This window comes from Streptomyces genisteinicus (genome assembly GCF_014489615.1).
In the GTDB taxonomy this organism is placed as follows: Bacteria; Actinomycetota; Actinomycetes; order Streptomycetales; family Streptomycetaceae; genus Streptomyces; species Streptomyces genisteinicus.
Window position 1 is genome coordinate 6,669,668 of the sequence record NZ_CP060825.1, and the last position, 14,937, is coordinate 6,684,604.

Here is a 14,937-nt window from a genome sequence, read left to right on the forward strand (position 1 = left end):
CGGACCGGCCGTGAAAGCAGGTCCGACGCACTGTTGATCGCTCCATGCGTCACCCCCCGCACCGCCCTGCCGCACAGTCCGGTGGCCTGCCCCCGCCGGCTGACATCACAGCGCGACAGGTTGCGCACTCGCACGACCGTTCCCCGATGAGCCGGATTCGATGGCTGAATTCCGGTCACAATCTGGGAGCGCTCCCACTCCCGGTCCCGAGCACGTCCCGACTGCGCCGCAGATCAGGCATGCCCGATCCCCGACCCGACGAGAGGACATTTCCCGTCATGAGCCGCGAGATCACCCGCACCACCGCACCACCGGCCCGCCGCAGGCGGACCGCCCTGCTGGCCGCCTGCAGCCTCCTCGCCACCGGCGCGGGCGCCGTGGCGGTCATGCAGACACCTGCCGCAGCCGCCGCGCTCGCCTGCAACGTCGACTACCAGGTCAGCGACTGGGGCAGCGGGTTCACGACCACCGTCACGATCAAGAACACCGGCACCGCCGCGATCGACGGCTGGACGCTGACCTACGACTACGCCGGCAACCAGAAGCTCTCGGGCGGCTGGGGCGGCGTCTGGTCGCAGTCGGGCAAGACCGTCAGCGTGAAGAACGCCGACTGGAACAAGACGCTCGCGGCCGGCGCGACCGCCGCCCCGGGCGGCCAGTTCACCTACAGCGGGACCAACGCCAAGCCGGTGTCCTTCGCGGTCAACGGAGTCGCCTGCAACGGCGGCACCACGCCCACCGACCCGCCGACCACGCCGCCGCCCACCACCCCGCCGCCGACCACCCCGCCGCCCACGGGCAGCAAGGTCGACAACCCCTTCCAGGGCGCCAAGCTGTACGTCAACCCGGAGTGGAAGGCGAAGGCCGAGGCCGAGCCCGGCGGCAGCCGGATCTCCGACACCTCGACCTCGGTGTGGCTCGACCGCATCGCCGCGATCGAGGGTGTGGGCACAGGCATGGGCCTGCGCGACCACCTCGACGAGGCCCTGAAGCAGGCGAACGGCGAGCCGCTCGCCATCAACTTCGTCGTCTACAACCTGCCGGGCCGCGACTGTGCCGCGCTCGCCTCCAACGGTGAGCTCAAGGCCGACGAACTGCCCCGTTACAAGAGCGAGTTCATCGACCCGATCGCGGCCGCGCTCGCCGACCCGAAGTACGCGAGCCTGCGCATCACGACGGTCATCGAGATCGACTCGCTGCCGAACCTGGTCACCAACATCAGCAGCCGTCCCACAGGCACGCCGCAGTGCGACGTCATGAAGCAGAACGGCAACTACGTCAAGGGCGTCGGCTACGCGCTCGCCAAGCTCGGCCCGATCGGCAACGTCTACAACTACATCGACGCCGGCCACCACGGCTGGCTCGGCTGGGACGACAACTTCGGCCCGTCCGCCGACCTGTTCGCCGAGGCCGCCAAGGCCGAGGGCAGCAAGCTGGAGTACGTCACCGGCTTCATCACGAACACCGCCAACTACGGCATCCTGAAGGAGCCGTTCTACACCATCAACGACTCGGTGAACGGCACCTCCGTCCGCCAGTCGAAGTGGGTCGACTGGAACCGCTACGTCGACGAGCTCTCCTACGCGCAGGGCTTCCGCCAGCGTCTGGTGCAGGCAGGCTTCGCCTCCAACATCGGCATGCTGATCGACACCTCCCGCAACGGCTGGGGCGGCACCGCCCGGCCCACCGGCCCGGGCGCGCAGACCAGCGTCGACACCTACGTCAACGGCGGACGCCTCGACCGCCGCATCCACCTCGGCAACTGGTGCAACCAGGCCGGAGCGGGTCTCGGGGAGCGGCCGAAGGCGGCGCCCGAGGCCGGCATCGACGCCTACCTGTGGGTCAAGCCCCCGGGTGAGTCGGACGGCGCGAGCAAGGAGATCCCGAACGACGAGGGCAAGGGCTTCGACCGGATGTGCGACCCGACCTACACGGGCAACGCGCGCAACGGCAACAGCATGTCCGGCTCGCTGGGCGACGCGCCGATCTCCGGCCACTGGTTCTCCGCCCAGTTCCAGGAGCTCATGAAGAACGCGCACCCGGCGCTGTAGGCAACGCCGGAGGCGCCGGTCACCACCGGTACCACCGCTGAGCACGACGACGATCCGGCGTGACGCGCTTCGGCCGCCCTGGACAGTTCACGACCCCGAAACCTAGGGTCGTGGCCCAGGGCGCGCCGGAGCGCGTCACAACGGTTTGCAGTGGAGTACTCGATGGTGACCCTCGCCGATGTAGCGCGCGACGCAGGAGTGTCGGCGAGCACGGTCAGCTACGTCCTCAGCGGCAAGCGGACCATCTCCGCCGCCACCCGTGAGCGGGTCGAGCGCTCCGTGGAACGCCTCGGCTACCGGCCCCACGCCGGCGCCCGCGCGCTCGCCGGGAGCCGGTCCTGGATCATCGCCCTGATGGTGCCGCTGCGCACCGACATCCATGTCCCCGTGATGCTGGAGATCGCCATGGCGGTCACCACCGCCGCACGTGCCCACGGCTACGACGTCCTGCTCCTCACCGGGGACGAGGGACCCGAGGCCGTCCGCCGCGTCCAGGGCAGCTCCGTCGCCGACGCCATGATCGTGATGGACGTCGAGCTCGACGACGAGCGGCTTCCGCTGCTGCGGGCCGCCGAGAGCCCCGCCGTCCTCATCGGCCTGCCCGCCGACCCCGCCGGCCTGGTCTGCGTCGACCTCGACTTCGAGGCCGCGGGCGCCCTGTGCGTCACGCACCTCGCCGGTCTCGGACACCGCGACATCGCCTTCGTCGGCGGTGCCCCGGGCGTCTACGAGCGCCGCACCGGCTTCGCCGAACGGACCCTCGCCGGCGTCCGCGCCGCGGCCGGGGACCACGGCGTACGGGTGCTGCACCGCCCCTGCGAGGGCAACTACGCCTCCGTCGCGGCCACGCTCGACCGCATCCTGGAGGAACGCCCCGGCACCACGGCGTACATCGTCCAGAACGAGGCGGCGGCCGACCCGCTGCTCGCGCTGCTGCGCCAGCGCCGGCTCGCCGTCCCCGAGGACGTCTCCGTGGTCGCGGTCTGCGCCGACGACGTCGCCGAGCGGGCGTCCGTCCCGCTGTCCTCCGTCGCCGTCCCCGCCCGGGACATGGGCCGCCGGGCCGTCGAAGCGGTGGTCGCCGCGCTCGACGGACGTCCCGCCGCGACCGTGCTGCTGCCGCCCGTCCTCACCGTGCGCGCGGGCTCCGGCCCGGCGCCGGCCGCGCACTGACCGCGAGGGTGGGGCACATGGGAGGCAAGGACGGCTCCGCACCGGCCCCGGGCGAGGAGGCCCGGGCCGAGTTCCACACCTTCTTCGAACGGCACTACGCCGAACTGTCGCGCCTGGCACGGATGCTGACCGGTGAGGCCGACGCCGCCGACGACCTGGCCGCGGACGCCATGGTCGCCCTCTGGCACCGCTGGGACCGGGTCCGCGCCGCCGACCGCCCCGACGCCTACGCCCGCGGCGTGGTCGCCAACCTCGCCCGCAGCCGGGTGCGCAGCGCGGTCCGCGAACGCCGCAGGATCGCGCTCGTCTCCTCCCGCCGCTCCGAACGCGTCGACGACCCCGACGTGTCCGCCGTGGTCGACGTGCAGGAGGCGCTGCGCGCGCTGCCGTTCCGCAAGCGGGCCTGCGTGGTGCTGCGCCACGCCTTCGACCTTTCCGAACGCGACACGGCTCTCGCCCTCGGCATATCCGTGGGTACTGTCAAGAGCCAGACCTCCAAGGGCATGGCGGAGCTCCAGCGCCGGCTCGGGGCGGCGGACGCGCCGGAGCTGGTGGCGGAAGGCGGCAGGTGATGGACGAGGTGCGCAGTCGGCTGCGGGAGGCGGCGGTCTCCCACCGACCGGACCGGGAGGCGATGCTCGCCCGGGTGGAGCGCGGCATGACCGCGCCGCCCGTGCGGCCGCCGCGGGCGGCGCCCGCCCCGTGGCTCCGCGTCGTGGCGGCGACGGCCGCGGTGGCGGGAGTGCTGGCCGTGGGCGGTTACGCGGTCGCGACGCTGACGGACGCCCCCGCGCCGCGGGAGAGCGCCGCCCGCCCGGCCCCGCTGCAGCCCGCGCCGGAACGGCCCGCGGACGGATTCCTGTCGTCCTCGGCCGTCGTCGACCCGCACAGCAACCGCTACTGGGCGCAGAACAACCTCGACCTCACCACCCGTGAGCCGCTGACCGAACTCACCGTGGAGGTCCGCGTCGCCCTGACCGGCGGGGTGGAGGAGACCGGCCACTGGGGCACCCGGCCCGCCGACGACTTCGACGTGCGCGTCCAGGAGCGGGACGGCGCCCTGCTGTACCGATGGACGCTGCGCGAGGGGCGCACGCTGCCCGCCGGGAAGCATGTCTTCGCCGCCCAGTACAACCACGCCGAGGGCGACCGCGACGCGTCCCGCGACGCGTACACCGCCCGGGGCCGCGCGGGTGACACCGGTGTCGCGGTCAGCGGCCGGTTCACCCGCGCGCCGGGCTGAGGAGCGCCCCGGGCCGGCCGCCGGGCGCGCACGAGCCGCCGACGCCCCGCGCACGCACGAGCCGCCGCCGTCCCGCGGCGTGGGGCGCCACGGGACGGCGGCGGCTCGGTGCGGCGTCCCGGCCGTCCCCGCTGTCCGGGAGAGGACGGCCGTGCGGGGCCGTCAGCGGCCCTCGCGCCACGGAGTCCAGTCGCCCAGGTACACCTCCCGCGTGGCCGTGCGGGCCTGAGCCGCCGTCAGCTGCGGCCGCTCGGCCGGGTCGGTGATCCCGGCTCCGGGGCCCGCGTTGCGGTACTCGGCGAAACGCTGCTGCTGCCAGGGGTAGGCGTCGCTCATGTTCGTCCAGGGACGTGCCGTGTCGATGCCCGGCCCGATCCAGGAGTCCCGGACCACCAGCGACGGCCACGCCGTCGGGTCCGAACTCGGCACCCACGGGCGGGCGAGCCGGTACGCGCCGTCCTCCGCGGAGCCGGTCACCCGGCAGCGCACCGCGAGGTAGCCGTAGGGGTTGGACCGGACCGTGGACGGGGCGAAGACCATGCCCTTGGGCGTGAAGTCGACGTCCCTGGCGAGGGTGTGGAAGCGGCAGTGCTCGAACACGGCGCGTGCCCGGCCGAAGACGAAGTCGACGTCACCCTCGGCGTAGCAGTGGGAGAAGTACTGCCGGGCGACGGCCGCCGCCGAGAGCGAGTCGGCGTACAGCGTGTCCTGGTGGCCGAGGAACCGGCAGCGGTGGAAGGCCGAGCGGTCGCCCATGGCCTTGATCGCCACCGCCTGGGTGCCGGTGACCCCGGGGTGGTCCGCGCGCAGCCAGTCGTTGGCGAACGTGACGGCGACGGCGGTGAACCCCTCGGCGCGGACCGTCGTGGTGGCCGATCCGGAGGTCCCGTAGGTGCCCGAGCCGTCGGGCCGCGGCGTCCCGGCGGCGTTGTCGTACACGATGACGGCGTCGCGCGGGTCGCCGCTCGCGCCGATCAGGGCGAGGCCCGCGTGCTCCGTGCCGACGGACACCGTCTCCCGGTACACACCGGGCGCCAGGACCAGGGTCCATCCCGCGCCCGCGGCGGTCACCGCCTCCTGCACGGAGGTGTGGTCGCCGCGTCCGCCGGGGTGGACGTAGAGCGTGGTGGGGGAGCGGCGGGCGGTGGGGGAGCCCCACCGTCCGAAGGGGCCGCGGCCGGGGCGGCCGTGCGCGTGGGCGGTGCCGGAGGCCGCGGCGATCGCGGCCCCGGCGCCCGCCGCGAGGAAGGCGCGGCGGGCGAGGGGTGCTGTCATGGCGTCCTGGTTCCTTCCCGGGGCCTCAGCGCAGCCGGCCGGCGCCCGCGTACAGCCTGACCAGCAGCGGCAGGACCTTGGGGTGGTCGACGCGGGGGCGCAGGACCGGTGTCCAGCCCGCGTCCGGACGCAGGGCCTCCTCGGGGATCTCGGCGTTGTGGACGGCCAGCAGGTCGACCTTCCGTCCGTTGACGTAGTTGTTCGCGGTGGTGACCGGCGAGTCCTTCCACTTCTTCAGGATCAGCGCCGGGCTCACCGACTTCGCGAGCGAGAAGGAGTTGTGCTCCGCCACCAGCTGGGACTCCGCGCCGATGCCGAGGCTGTAGACGTAGGGACCCTCGTCGACCACGTAGTGGTTGTTGTAGGTGTCCACCTGGCCGAAGCGGACGCGGGGCGCGCGCTCCACGACCTTGTCGAACAGGTTGTGGTGCAGGGTGACCCGCAGCTTGCCGCGGTCGGTCGCGCCGGCGCTGTCGCTGTTGCCGATCATCAGCGTCTTGTCGTGCTCGGTGAAGACGTTCCACGACGCCGTGACGAGGTCGGCGCCCCGCACGATGTCGAGCTGTCCGTCGTGCTGCTGGTAGATCTCGCCGTAGTACTCGGGCAGCGAGCTGTCGGGGTAGCGGCCGTCGGTGAACGTGTTGTGGTCGACCCAGACGTTCGTGGAGCCGTAGACGACCATGCCGTCGTACTCGGAGTTCCAGGCACCCGTCTCGCCGTCCGTGGGGTCCCACTGCGGGAAGCAGTCGAGCGGGCTCTCCAGGGTCAGGTTGCGGATGATGACGTTGCTGACGTTCTTGATCTGGAGACTCGCGCCGGTGATGCCCGCGCCCCGGCCGACACCCACGATCGTGGTGTCCGACGGGATGAACGCGGAGATCGCCGCGGCCTGGGTGGCCGCCGACTGGGCGCGCAGGTCCTCCTGCGGGCCGCTGACGACGGTGTCGAGCCCCCACACGGCCGGGTCGTAGTCGGCGAGGTACCGGTCGAAGTCGTAGCCCGGCGCCTCGAAGGCGGCGCAGCCGTTCGCGGTGGCGTCGACGGTGCCCTTGACGCGGATGATCCGCGGTGCCCCGGGGTCGGCGGCGAGCGCCGCCCGGAACTCGTCCCAGGTGGTGACGGTGTACACGTGCTCGGCGTCGGCCTTCGAACCGCCGGTGGTGCCGGCGCCCTGGGAGGCCCAGCCGTCGCCGGCGGGGAGGGTCTGGCGTGCCGGGTCCTTCGGCGCGTGGTGCGGGTGGGCCTGGACCGTGCCGGTGACCGCGAGAACGAGGGCGGTGGAACCGACGAGCGCCGTGACGGCGCGGCCCTGGGGTCTAGTGAGATGCATGGTGCGGCTCGCCTTCTGTGCTGTGCGTGTCGGGTGCGGTCGCCGCGGCCCCGGGGGCCGCGGGCCAGGTGATCCATGACGGCGGGACGTCGTCGTCGAGGCGGCGCACGTCCCGGGGGAGCAGCACCCGGGTGCGCCGGAGCTCCCGGGCGACCAGTCGTGCCACGGCCACGGCGCCGGGCGGGTTGAAATGGGTGTTGTCCTGCTCCGTGCCCGTCCAGTTGAAGTACGCCTTGGTCTCCTCGGGGCCGAGCTCCTGCCACAGCGCCAGGGAGAGCGCCTGCACGTCCAGCAGGGCGACGCCCTCCAGTTCGGCGAGCGCCCGCATCGCGGCCGGGTAGTCGCCGAGCGAGGTGACGGCGTCGCCCTGCGCGTCGAACCGGCGCCGTTCGACGCTGGTGGCGAACACCGGGCGGGCGCCGCGCTCCCGCGCCCCCCGCACGTACCGCAGCAGGTGCTCCTGGTACGTCGACCACGGCTCGGTGTACCGCGCCGGGTCCTCCGCCTTCTGGTCGTTGTGCGCGAACTGGACGAGGAGCCAGTCGCCGGGACGGATCGCGCCGAGGATCGCGTCGAGCCTGCCCTCGTCGAGGAAGCTCTTCGAACTGCGGCCGTTGACGGCGTGGTTCGCGACCCGCACCCCGTGGTGGAGGAAGAACGGGAGCGCCATGCCCCATCCCGTCTCGGGCGCCGCGTCCGTGTACTTCTGCGCCGCGGTCGAGTCGCCCGCGACGAACAGGGTGCGCGTCCGGGGCCCGCCGGGCCCGCGGCCGCCGTCGGCCGCGGCGCGGGCGGGGCCGGCCGCGGCCGACGCGAGCACGAGGCCCGCGGCGGCCGCGACGACCTGGCGGCGGCCCGCCGTCACTTGGTCTGCGCCTTCCACTCCGCCTGGGCCTCGTTCAGCTGCTCCGCCAGCTTGGTGAGGAACTCCTTCGCGGTCGCCTTGCCGAGCAGGACCTTCTGGAACTCCGGCTCGTTGTCGGCCTTGGAGATGGCGTTCCAGTCCGGCAGGTAGTACGGCAGCTGCACGATCGTGGTGTCACCGCTGAACAGGGCGTCGGCCGCGAGCTTCGTCGGCTCCGCCTTCGCCAGCCACGGGTCCTTCGCCGCGTCCACGTTGGACGGGATCGCGCCGGCCGACTCGTTCCACTTGCTGTTCGAGGCGTGGGAGGCGGCGAACTCGATGAACTTCCAGGCCGCGGCCTTGTTCTTGGAGGTCTTGAACAGGCCCAGTCCGTCGACCGGGTTGGAGACCTGCACCCGCTTGCCGTCGTCGCCGACGGGCTGCGGGATGCCCCGGAACTTCTCGGTGCCCAGCGCCTTCACATGGTCCGTGTAGGAGCCCAGGTTGTGGTTGAGCATGCCGATCTCGCCGCTGTCGAACTGCGCGACCATCTTCGTGAAGTCGTTGTTCACGTCGGCGGCCGGGGTGTTCTTCTTGAACAGTGCGGCGTACTTCTCCAGCGCGGCCACGTTCTCCGGGGCGTCGACAGTGGTCTTGTCGCCGGCCCAGAAGTCCTTGATGCCGCTCTGCCCGTACATCGCGTCCAGGGCCTGGGCGATGGAGCCGGCGCCGCCGCGGATGGTGTAGCCGAAGCGGTTCTTGCCCTTGTCGGTCAGCTTGTCGGCCGCGTCGTAGAACTTCGCCCAGGTGTCGGGCTCTTCGAGACCGGCGGCCTCGAACAGGTCGGTGCGGTAGTACAGGACGCCGTTGCTCGCGGAGGTCGGGACGGTGAACGCCTTGCCCTGGCCGCCCGCCGCCTTCACGCTCTCCAGCATCGCGTCGTTCAGCTTGCCGTTGAGGGTGCTCACCGCGATCCGCTCGTCCAGCGGCTCCAGCGCGTTCTGCGCCGCGATGCCCGCCAGCATCGCCGCGCCCACCCCGCCGACGTCCGGCAGGCCCCCGCCCTGGATGGCGGTGTCGTACTTCGACTGCACCTCGGTGGAGGCGACGCCCACGTACTCGACGTCGATGTCCGGGTTGGCCTTCTCGAAGTCCGCGATGATCTCCTTCCAGACGTCGGTGCGGACACCGCCGTTGTTGTCCCAGAAGGTGATCTTTCCCTTGCCCGATCCCTCGGTGCCCTTGTCGCCGGCCGCGCCGCTGCCGTCGTCCCCGCAGGCGGTGGCGGTGAGCGCGAGGGCGGTGGTCAGGGCGAGAACGGAGGCGGCTCTGCGCGCCCCGCTGCGGAAGATGGTCATCGTCGGCTCTCTTCTTCTCGAACGGTTGGACATCTGTGAGGGGTCATCAGGTGGGGGGAAACTCGTCGGCCGGAGCGCCCGTGCGACTGCGGGAGCGCTCCCGGCTGTGTGTCAGCGCCCCGAGGGGCGTATGCGGAACGTGGTGAACGTGGCCGTCCCCGCGTAGCCGGGACCCTGTTGTCCCGGCAGCGCAGGAGCCGCGCCGAACAGGCCGAACAGTGCGCCGACCCAGCGCCACGGCGTCGCGGCGAACACCTGCCCGGACGGCACGAACCCGGAGGGCGCGCCGGAGGCGTCCGCGGGATCGGGCGGGACGGCCGCCGAGAAGCGGCACCGGGCACCCGCGGACACCTCGATCCGCAGCCGCGCCCGGCCCGCGGGCGCGATCCGCGGCACCGCCGCGTCCCGCTCCGCGTCCGCGGTCGTCTCCGCGAAGCGGTGCACCAGCCGGGCCGCGCCGTCGTCGCCGCGCTCCAGACCGATCCACGCGTACGCGTCACCGAGGACGGCGAACCCGGCCCGGGCCCCGGGCTCGCCGCTGTCCAGCACGAGATCGACCTCGGCCACCGCGTCCAGGGCCGGCAGCCGCTGCGTCAGCACGTGCGGCAGCCGGCGCAGATCGTCCGCGTCCGCCGACCGCGTGCACGACAGACGCAGTCCGTCGCCGCCGTGCGCCGTCGTCCAGCCGTCGCCCGGGTTGGCGGTCCACTGCCACTGCCGGCCGAACCGGCCTCCGGGGAAGTCGTCGTCCGTCGCCGGCGCCGACGGCCCCCGCGCGGGCAGGTCGGGCTTGGGGTGCACCCGCACCGGCGACCCGCCGTCGCCGAGCACCGGCCAGCCGTCCTCGCCCCACCGCATGGGCTGCAGATGCACCAGCCGCCCGTACGCCCCGCGCTCCTGGAAGTGCAGGAACCAGTCCTCGCCGGACCGGGTGCGCACCCAGCCGCCCTGATGCGGACCGTTGACGTCCGTGGCGCCCTGCTCCAGGACGATCCGCTCCTCGTAGGGACCGAGGAAGTCCCTGGAGCGCAGCGCGCCCTGCCAGCCGTTGGTGACACCGCCCGCCGGCGCCAGGATCCAGAACCAGCCGTCGTGCCGGTACAGCTTGGGGCCCTCCAGGGTGAACCACCCCGGTATCCGGTCGGCGTCGACGATCGTGGTCCCCTCGTCGAGCAGACCCGTGCCGTCCAGGCGCATCCGGTGGCCCGTCAGCCGGTTCTTGACCCCCGAGCGGGACTTGGCCCAGGCGTGCACCAGGTACGCCTCACCCGACTCCTCGTCCCACAGCGGGCAGGGGTCGATGAGCCCGCGCCCCGCCTTCACCAGGTGCGGCTCGGTCCACGGGCCGCGCACGCCCGGCGCGTTGACCTGCCAGATGCCGTGGTCCGGGTCGCCCCAGAAGATCCACAGACGCCCGTCGTGGTGACGGATGGACGGCGCCCACACCCCGCAGTCGTGCCGGGGCACGCTGAACGCCGCGGCCGGCTCCAGCCGCTGGAGCGCGTGCCCCACGAGCGTCCAGTTCACCAGGTCCGTGGAGTGCAGCAGCGGCAGGCCCGGCACCCGGCCGAAGCTGGACGCGGTCAGGTAGTAGTCGTCGCCCACCCGCACGACGTCCGGGTCGGACCAGTCGGCCGGGAGCACGGGGTTGCGGTACGTGCCGTCCCCGAGGTCCGAGCTGATCACGCGGTCACCGCCTTCCGCACCAGGGCCGCCGCGGCACCGCGGTCCAGCCGCCCGTCGGCGACGACGGTCACGACACGGCGCACCACCGTCCCGCCGGCAGCGACCGGCAGCCGGTCGCCCGCGGCGAGCGAGGACCCGACGCCCGGGTACTCGGCGGTGCGCACGAACCACGGGTCCTCGCGGGTCCGCGCCGTCGCCCCGGCGAACACCAGCGTCCACTCCTCGCCGGCCAGCGCCAGCCAGTCGGCGCACCGGCCGTGCACCGCGGCCTCCCCGTCCGCGTCCGCGGTGAAGACCCGGGCCTCGGTCGCCTCCTTCGGGGCACGCCAGAAGAACCCGCCGTAACCGGCGCCCGGACGCCCATTGGTGGCCGGGGAGCCGATCGACACCTCCTCGCCGGTGGTGTTCGTCAGCGAGAACGTCAGGTCCAGCGCCCACGCCGTGTCGTCCAGCGCGGTCACCGCGACCGTGCGGTGCTCCCGGAGCAGCCGCCGCCCGTCCGCGACCCAGCTCAGCTCCTCCACGAAGCCGTCCCGGTCGTGCAGTTTGAACCCGTCGTGCCGCTGCTCGCCGTGGTTGTCGAGCTCGGTCGGCCCCCGGTCGCGGACGAAGGTGCGCCCGCCCCAGAAGTTGTGTCCCGCCACGTCGGGGACGGCCACCGACGCGCCCAGGTGGTGCAGGTGGTCCGCGGGCATCAGCTCGGTGACCGTGACACCGCCCGGCGTGCGCACCGGGTGCAGGCAGGGCCGCGGCGAGCAGCGCCGCTCGGCCACCGGGGCCGTCGTGTAGTGGGCTACCGGACGCCCGGCGCAGCTCAGCACCGTCGCCGCGGTCACCGGACCGCCCCCTGCACCTGGCGCAGGGCGGCGGGACGCGCCCAGTCGGCGCCCAGCTCGGAGAAGAGCGCGGTGCGTTCGGCGCTCGCCGCGACCAGGGCGTCCACCCCGTCGACCACCCGGCGGGGCCCGGTCCCGGTCTCCAGGCGCCGCCAGGCGCCCTCGGGCAGCGCCGACGGGTCGGGCGCGGTGCGCACCGCCTCCACGACCCGCATGAACGCGCCGGTCGCCTCCGGCGGCACCAGCAGGTCCGTCCCGTCGGTGAGGTGCGCGACCAGGTTCTCCAGCAGGTCGGTCCTGCCGTGGACGGTCTCCACCGGACCGTGCCCGGCGCGCTGGAGCAGCACCCTGTCCTGCTTGTACCAGAACGTGACCCGGCCCCGGTCGCCGTGCACCATCACGTACGGCTCGGCCGCGATCTCGGCGCACAGCGTCGCCGCGACCGTCACCCGGCCGCCGCGCGACGTGGTGACGCGCACGCAGGAGGTGTCGTCGGACTCGATCGCGTTCGCCCGGAACAGTTCGGGCACGACGTCCGTGACGTCCTCCGTGTGCACACTGCCGTCGAGGGCCAGTGCCGTCGCCACCGCGTGGGCCAGCGGGTTGGTCAGCGCGCCGTCGACGACGTCCACGCCGTCGAGGCGGCGCCGGCCGGACCACGGCGAGCGGCGGAAGTACGCCTCGCCGCGGACCCACGCGCCCGCCGCGCCCACGCCGCGCACCTCGCCGATCGCCCCGCCGGCGACGAGGGCGCGCACCGCGGCGACGGCGTCGGAGCCGAGCGACTGGAAGCCGATCTGGCAGGCCACCCCCGCGGCCCGCACACCGTCGGCCATCCGGCGGAACTCGGCGTACGACGGCGCCGGCGGCTTCTCCAGCAGCAGGTGGACGCCCCGGCGGGCGGCGACGAGCGCCAGATCGGTGTGCGTCTGGATCGGGGTGCAGATCACCGCCACCCGGGCGCCGGTGGAGGCCAGGAGCGCGTCGAAGTCGTCGGACTGCGCCACCTCGCCGGCGGGGGAGCCGAGCTCCTCGGCCGTCAGCGGGCGCAGTTCGCAGACACCGGCCAGACGCACCAGCCCGGCGTGCTCCAGCCTGCGGATGTTCTCCAGGTGGACCCGGCCGTGGCCGCGGGCACCCGCCAGGACGACCGGCAGGGGCCGGCTCGCGCCGCTCATCCCTTCACCGCCCCCGCGCTGAAGCCGGTGACGAGCCACTTCTGGATGAAGGCGAAGACGATGACCACCGGGACGGCGGCGATGACACCGCCGGCCGCGAGCGCGCCGAGGTCGACGCTGTCCGCGCCCATCAGCGTGTTGAGGCCGACCGGGATCGTCTGCTTGTCCTGGCTGTTGAGGAACATCAGGGCGAACAGGAAGTGGTTCCAGGAGTGGACGAAGGCGAAGGAACCGACGGCCACCAGGCCCGGCCTGAGCATCGGCAGCACCACGACCCGGAACGCGGTGAACCTGCTGCACCCGTCCACCCAGGCGGCCTCCTCCAGGGAGTACGGCACGTTCCGGATGAAGCCGCTGATCAGGATGATGGACAACGGGAGCTGGAAGACCGTCTCCGCGATGATCACGCTCATCAGCGAGTTGATCAGGCTGAGGTCGGCGAAGATCTGGAACAGCGGCACCAGCAGCAGCGCGCCGGGCACGAACTGCGAGCACAGCAGGGCCAGCATGAACCAGCGCTTGACCTTGAAGTCGAAGCGGGCGAGGGCGTAGCCGCCGGCCAGGGCGACCAGGGTCGTCATGATCAGCGTGGCGACACCGGTGAGCAGGCTGTTCTCGAAGTAGGTGGCGAACGAGCGTTCCGTCCACACCTTCTCGAAGTGGTCGAACGTCAGCGGCCAGGGAACCAGCGACGTCGAGCCCGTCGGACGGAGCGCGAAGAGCAGGATCCAGTAGAACGGGACCAGGGTGAAGACGAGGTAGATGCCGAGCGGGAGGTAGATGTGCCAGCGGGGGACCTCGTCCCACGCGCGGTTCTTCTTCCTGCGGCGGCTGACGGGCGGCCGGCCGGCCGGACCGGAGCCCGCGCGGTCGGGGCCGGAGGCCGTGGCGGAGAGGTCGGGGGAACGGGTGGTGTCCTGAGTGATCACTTGGTCTCGCCTCCGAACTTGCTCAGGCGCAGGTAGACCATCGAGAAGAAGAGAAGGATCACGAACGCGACGGTCGTGAGGGCGGACGCGTAACCGAAGTCGCGTCCCTCGACACTGGTGTGGGCGATGTACAGCGGCAGGGTCGTGGTCTCGCCCGCCGGACCGCCGCCGGTCAGTGTGTAGAGGAGGTCGACGTTGTTGAACTCCCACACCGCGCGCAGCAGCGTCGAGAGGATGATGGCGTCCTTCAGATGCGGCAGGGTGATGTGCACGAACTGGCGTATCCGGCTCGCCCCGTCGACCTCGGCCGCCTCGTAGAGGTCCTTCGGGATCGACTGGAGGTCGGCGAGGATGAGGATGGCGAAGAACGGGACGCCGCGCCACAGGTCGGCGACGATCGCGGCCCAGAAGACGGTGCCGGTGTCGGAGAGCAGCGACGTGCCGTACTCGCCGATGCCGACGTCGGCCAGGTAACGGGTGATGCCGGTCTGCGAGTTGTAGAGGAGCACCCAGATCGCCGACGTGAGCACGCCGGAGACGGCCCACGGGGAGAACACCAGCGCTCGTCCGAGCGAGCGGCCCACGAAGGTCTGGTTGACGATCAGCGCCAGCGCGAGACCGAAGAGGAGCTGGAGCGACACCTCGACCGAGACCCACTTGAGGCTGAAGGCCAGGGTGCCCCAGAAGTGGGTGTCCTCCGTGAAGATCGCGGTGAAGTTCTCCCACCCCGCGAAGCCGTTCCGCCACGGCTTCGTCGGGTTGTAGTGCTGCGCGCTGTAGTAGAAGACGCTGAGCACCGGATAGGCGATGAAGCCCAGCATGAGCAGGACGGCGGGAGCGATCAGCAGATACGGCAGCCTGCGGGGTGCCGATCCCTTCCGCCGCCGGCCGGGCGGCCGGGGCAGCGGGCGCGGGGGCCCTGAGGTTTTCTGCGCCACAGCTGAGGCCATGACTGGGACTCCGATCGTGGTACGGGCGATTCCAGGCAAAGGGGTGCCGTGCGGCGGGCTCGGACGGCCCGCGACAGGCGGGAA

The 14,937-nt window shown here is 72.6% G+C and carries 13 protein-coding genes; 4 read left to right on the top strand and 9 right to left on the bottom strand.

The window, feature by feature from the left end; translation table 11 throughout:
* The first annotated feature begins 278 nt into the window (after window positions 1–278).
* The 4 genes from IAG43_RS28685 (at window position 279) to IAG43_RS28700 (ending at window position 4,467) form a co-directional block, all read left to right on the top strand.
* Complete coding sequence (locus IAG43_RS28685; protein ID WP_187743572.1) at window positions 279–2,051, top strand: glycoside hydrolase family 6 protein; 1,773 nt, start codon at window positions 279–281, stop codon at window positions 2,049–2,051.
* Window positions 2,052–2,213: 162 nt separating this feature from the next.
* A complete protein-coding gene (locus tag IAG43_RS28690) occupies window positions 2,214–3,224 on the top strand; it encodes a LacI family DNA-binding transcriptional regulator (protein ID WP_187743573.1) in 1,011 nt (336 codons plus the stop codon).
* A gap of 17 nt (window positions 3,225–3,241) precedes the next feature.
* On the top strand, window positions 3,242–3,796 hold the full coding sequence (locus IAG43_RS28695; protein WP_187743574.1) for a SigE family RNA polymerase sigma factor: 555 nt from the start codon (window positions 3,242–3,244) through the stop codon (window positions 3,794–3,796).
* On the top strand, window positions 3,796–4,467 hold the full coding sequence (locus IAG43_RS28700; RefSeq protein ID WP_187743575.1) for a hypothetical protein: 672 nt from the start codon (window positions 3,796–3,798) through the stop codon (window positions 4,465–4,467). Before IAG43_RS28695 ends, IAG43_RS28700 begins: the two co-directional genes overlap by 1 nt.
* Window positions 4,468–4,629: 162 nt before the next feature.
* Here the strand turns inward: IAG43_RS28700 and IAG43_RS28705 are convergent, their stop codons facing one another.
* The 9 genes from IAG43_RS28705 to IAG43_RS28745 all read right to left on the bottom strand — a co-directional run bounded on the left by IAG43_RS28705 (window position 4,630) and on the right by IAG43_RS28745 (window position 14,853).
* Window positions 4,630–5,742: a pectinesterase family protein gene (locus IAG43_RS28705; RefSeq protein ID WP_187743576.1), complete on the bottom strand. Its 1,113-nt coding sequence runs from the start codon at window positions 5,740–5,742 to the stop codon at window positions 4,630–4,632.
* A gap of 25 nt (window positions 5,743–5,767) precedes the next feature.
* Window positions 5,768–7,072 (bottom strand): pectate lyase family protein, encoded by a 1,305-nt coding sequence (locus IAG43_RS28710; RefSeq protein WP_187743577.1) that lies wholly within the window; start codon window positions 7,070–7,072, stop codon window positions 5,768–5,770.
* Complete coding sequence (locus IAG43_RS28715; RefSeq protein WP_187743578.1) at window positions 7,059–7,937, bottom strand: rhamnogalacturonan acetylesterase; 879 nt, start codon at window positions 7,935–7,937, stop codon at window positions 7,059–7,061. The genes IAG43_RS28710 and IAG43_RS28715 overlap by 14 nt, the downstream gene beginning before the upstream one ends.
* Window positions 7,934–9,274, bottom strand: a complete 1,341-nt coding sequence (locus tag IAG43_RS28720; RefSeq protein WP_187743579.1) for an ABC transporter substrate-binding protein — start codon at window positions 9,272–9,274, stop codon at window positions 7,934–7,936. The genes IAG43_RS28715 and IAG43_RS28720 overlap by 4 nt, the downstream gene beginning before the upstream one ends.
* Before the next feature lie 111 nt (window positions 9,275–9,385).
* Window positions 9,386–10,960, bottom strand: coding sequence for a glycoside hydrolase family 43 protein (locus IAG43_RS28725; RefSeq protein WP_425508624.1), 1,575 nt, complete (start codon window positions 10,958–10,960; stop codon window positions 9,386–9,388).
* On the bottom strand, window positions 10,957–11,796 hold the full coding sequence (locus tag IAG43_RS28730) for a DUF6807 domain-containing protein (RefSeq protein WP_187743580.1): 840 nt from the start codon (window positions 11,794–11,796) through the stop codon (window positions 10,957–10,959). The genes IAG43_RS28725 and IAG43_RS28730 overlap by 4 nt, the downstream gene beginning before the upstream one ends.
* A complete protein-coding gene (locus tag IAG43_RS28735; protein WP_187743581.1) occupies window positions 11,793–12,974 on the bottom strand; it encodes a Gfo/Idh/MocA family protein in 1,182 nt (393 codons plus the stop codon). Before IAG43_RS28735 ends, IAG43_RS28730 begins: the two co-directional genes overlap by 4 nt.
* The gene (locus IAG43_RS28740; protein ID WP_343075690.1) at window positions 12,971–13,903 is read right to left on the bottom strand and encodes a carbohydrate ABC transporter permease; all 933 of its coding nucleotides are present in this window, start codon (window positions 13,901–13,903) and stop codon (window positions 12,971–12,973) included. The genes IAG43_RS28735 and IAG43_RS28740 overlap by 4 nt, the downstream gene beginning before the upstream one ends.
* A complete protein-coding gene (locus IAG43_RS28745; RefSeq protein WP_187743582.1) occupies window positions 13,900–14,853 on the bottom strand; it encodes a carbohydrate ABC transporter permease in 954 nt (317 codons plus the stop codon). The genes IAG43_RS28740 and IAG43_RS28745 overlap by 4 nt, the downstream gene beginning before the upstream one ends.
* Window positions 14,854–14,937 lie beyond the last annotated feature (84 nt).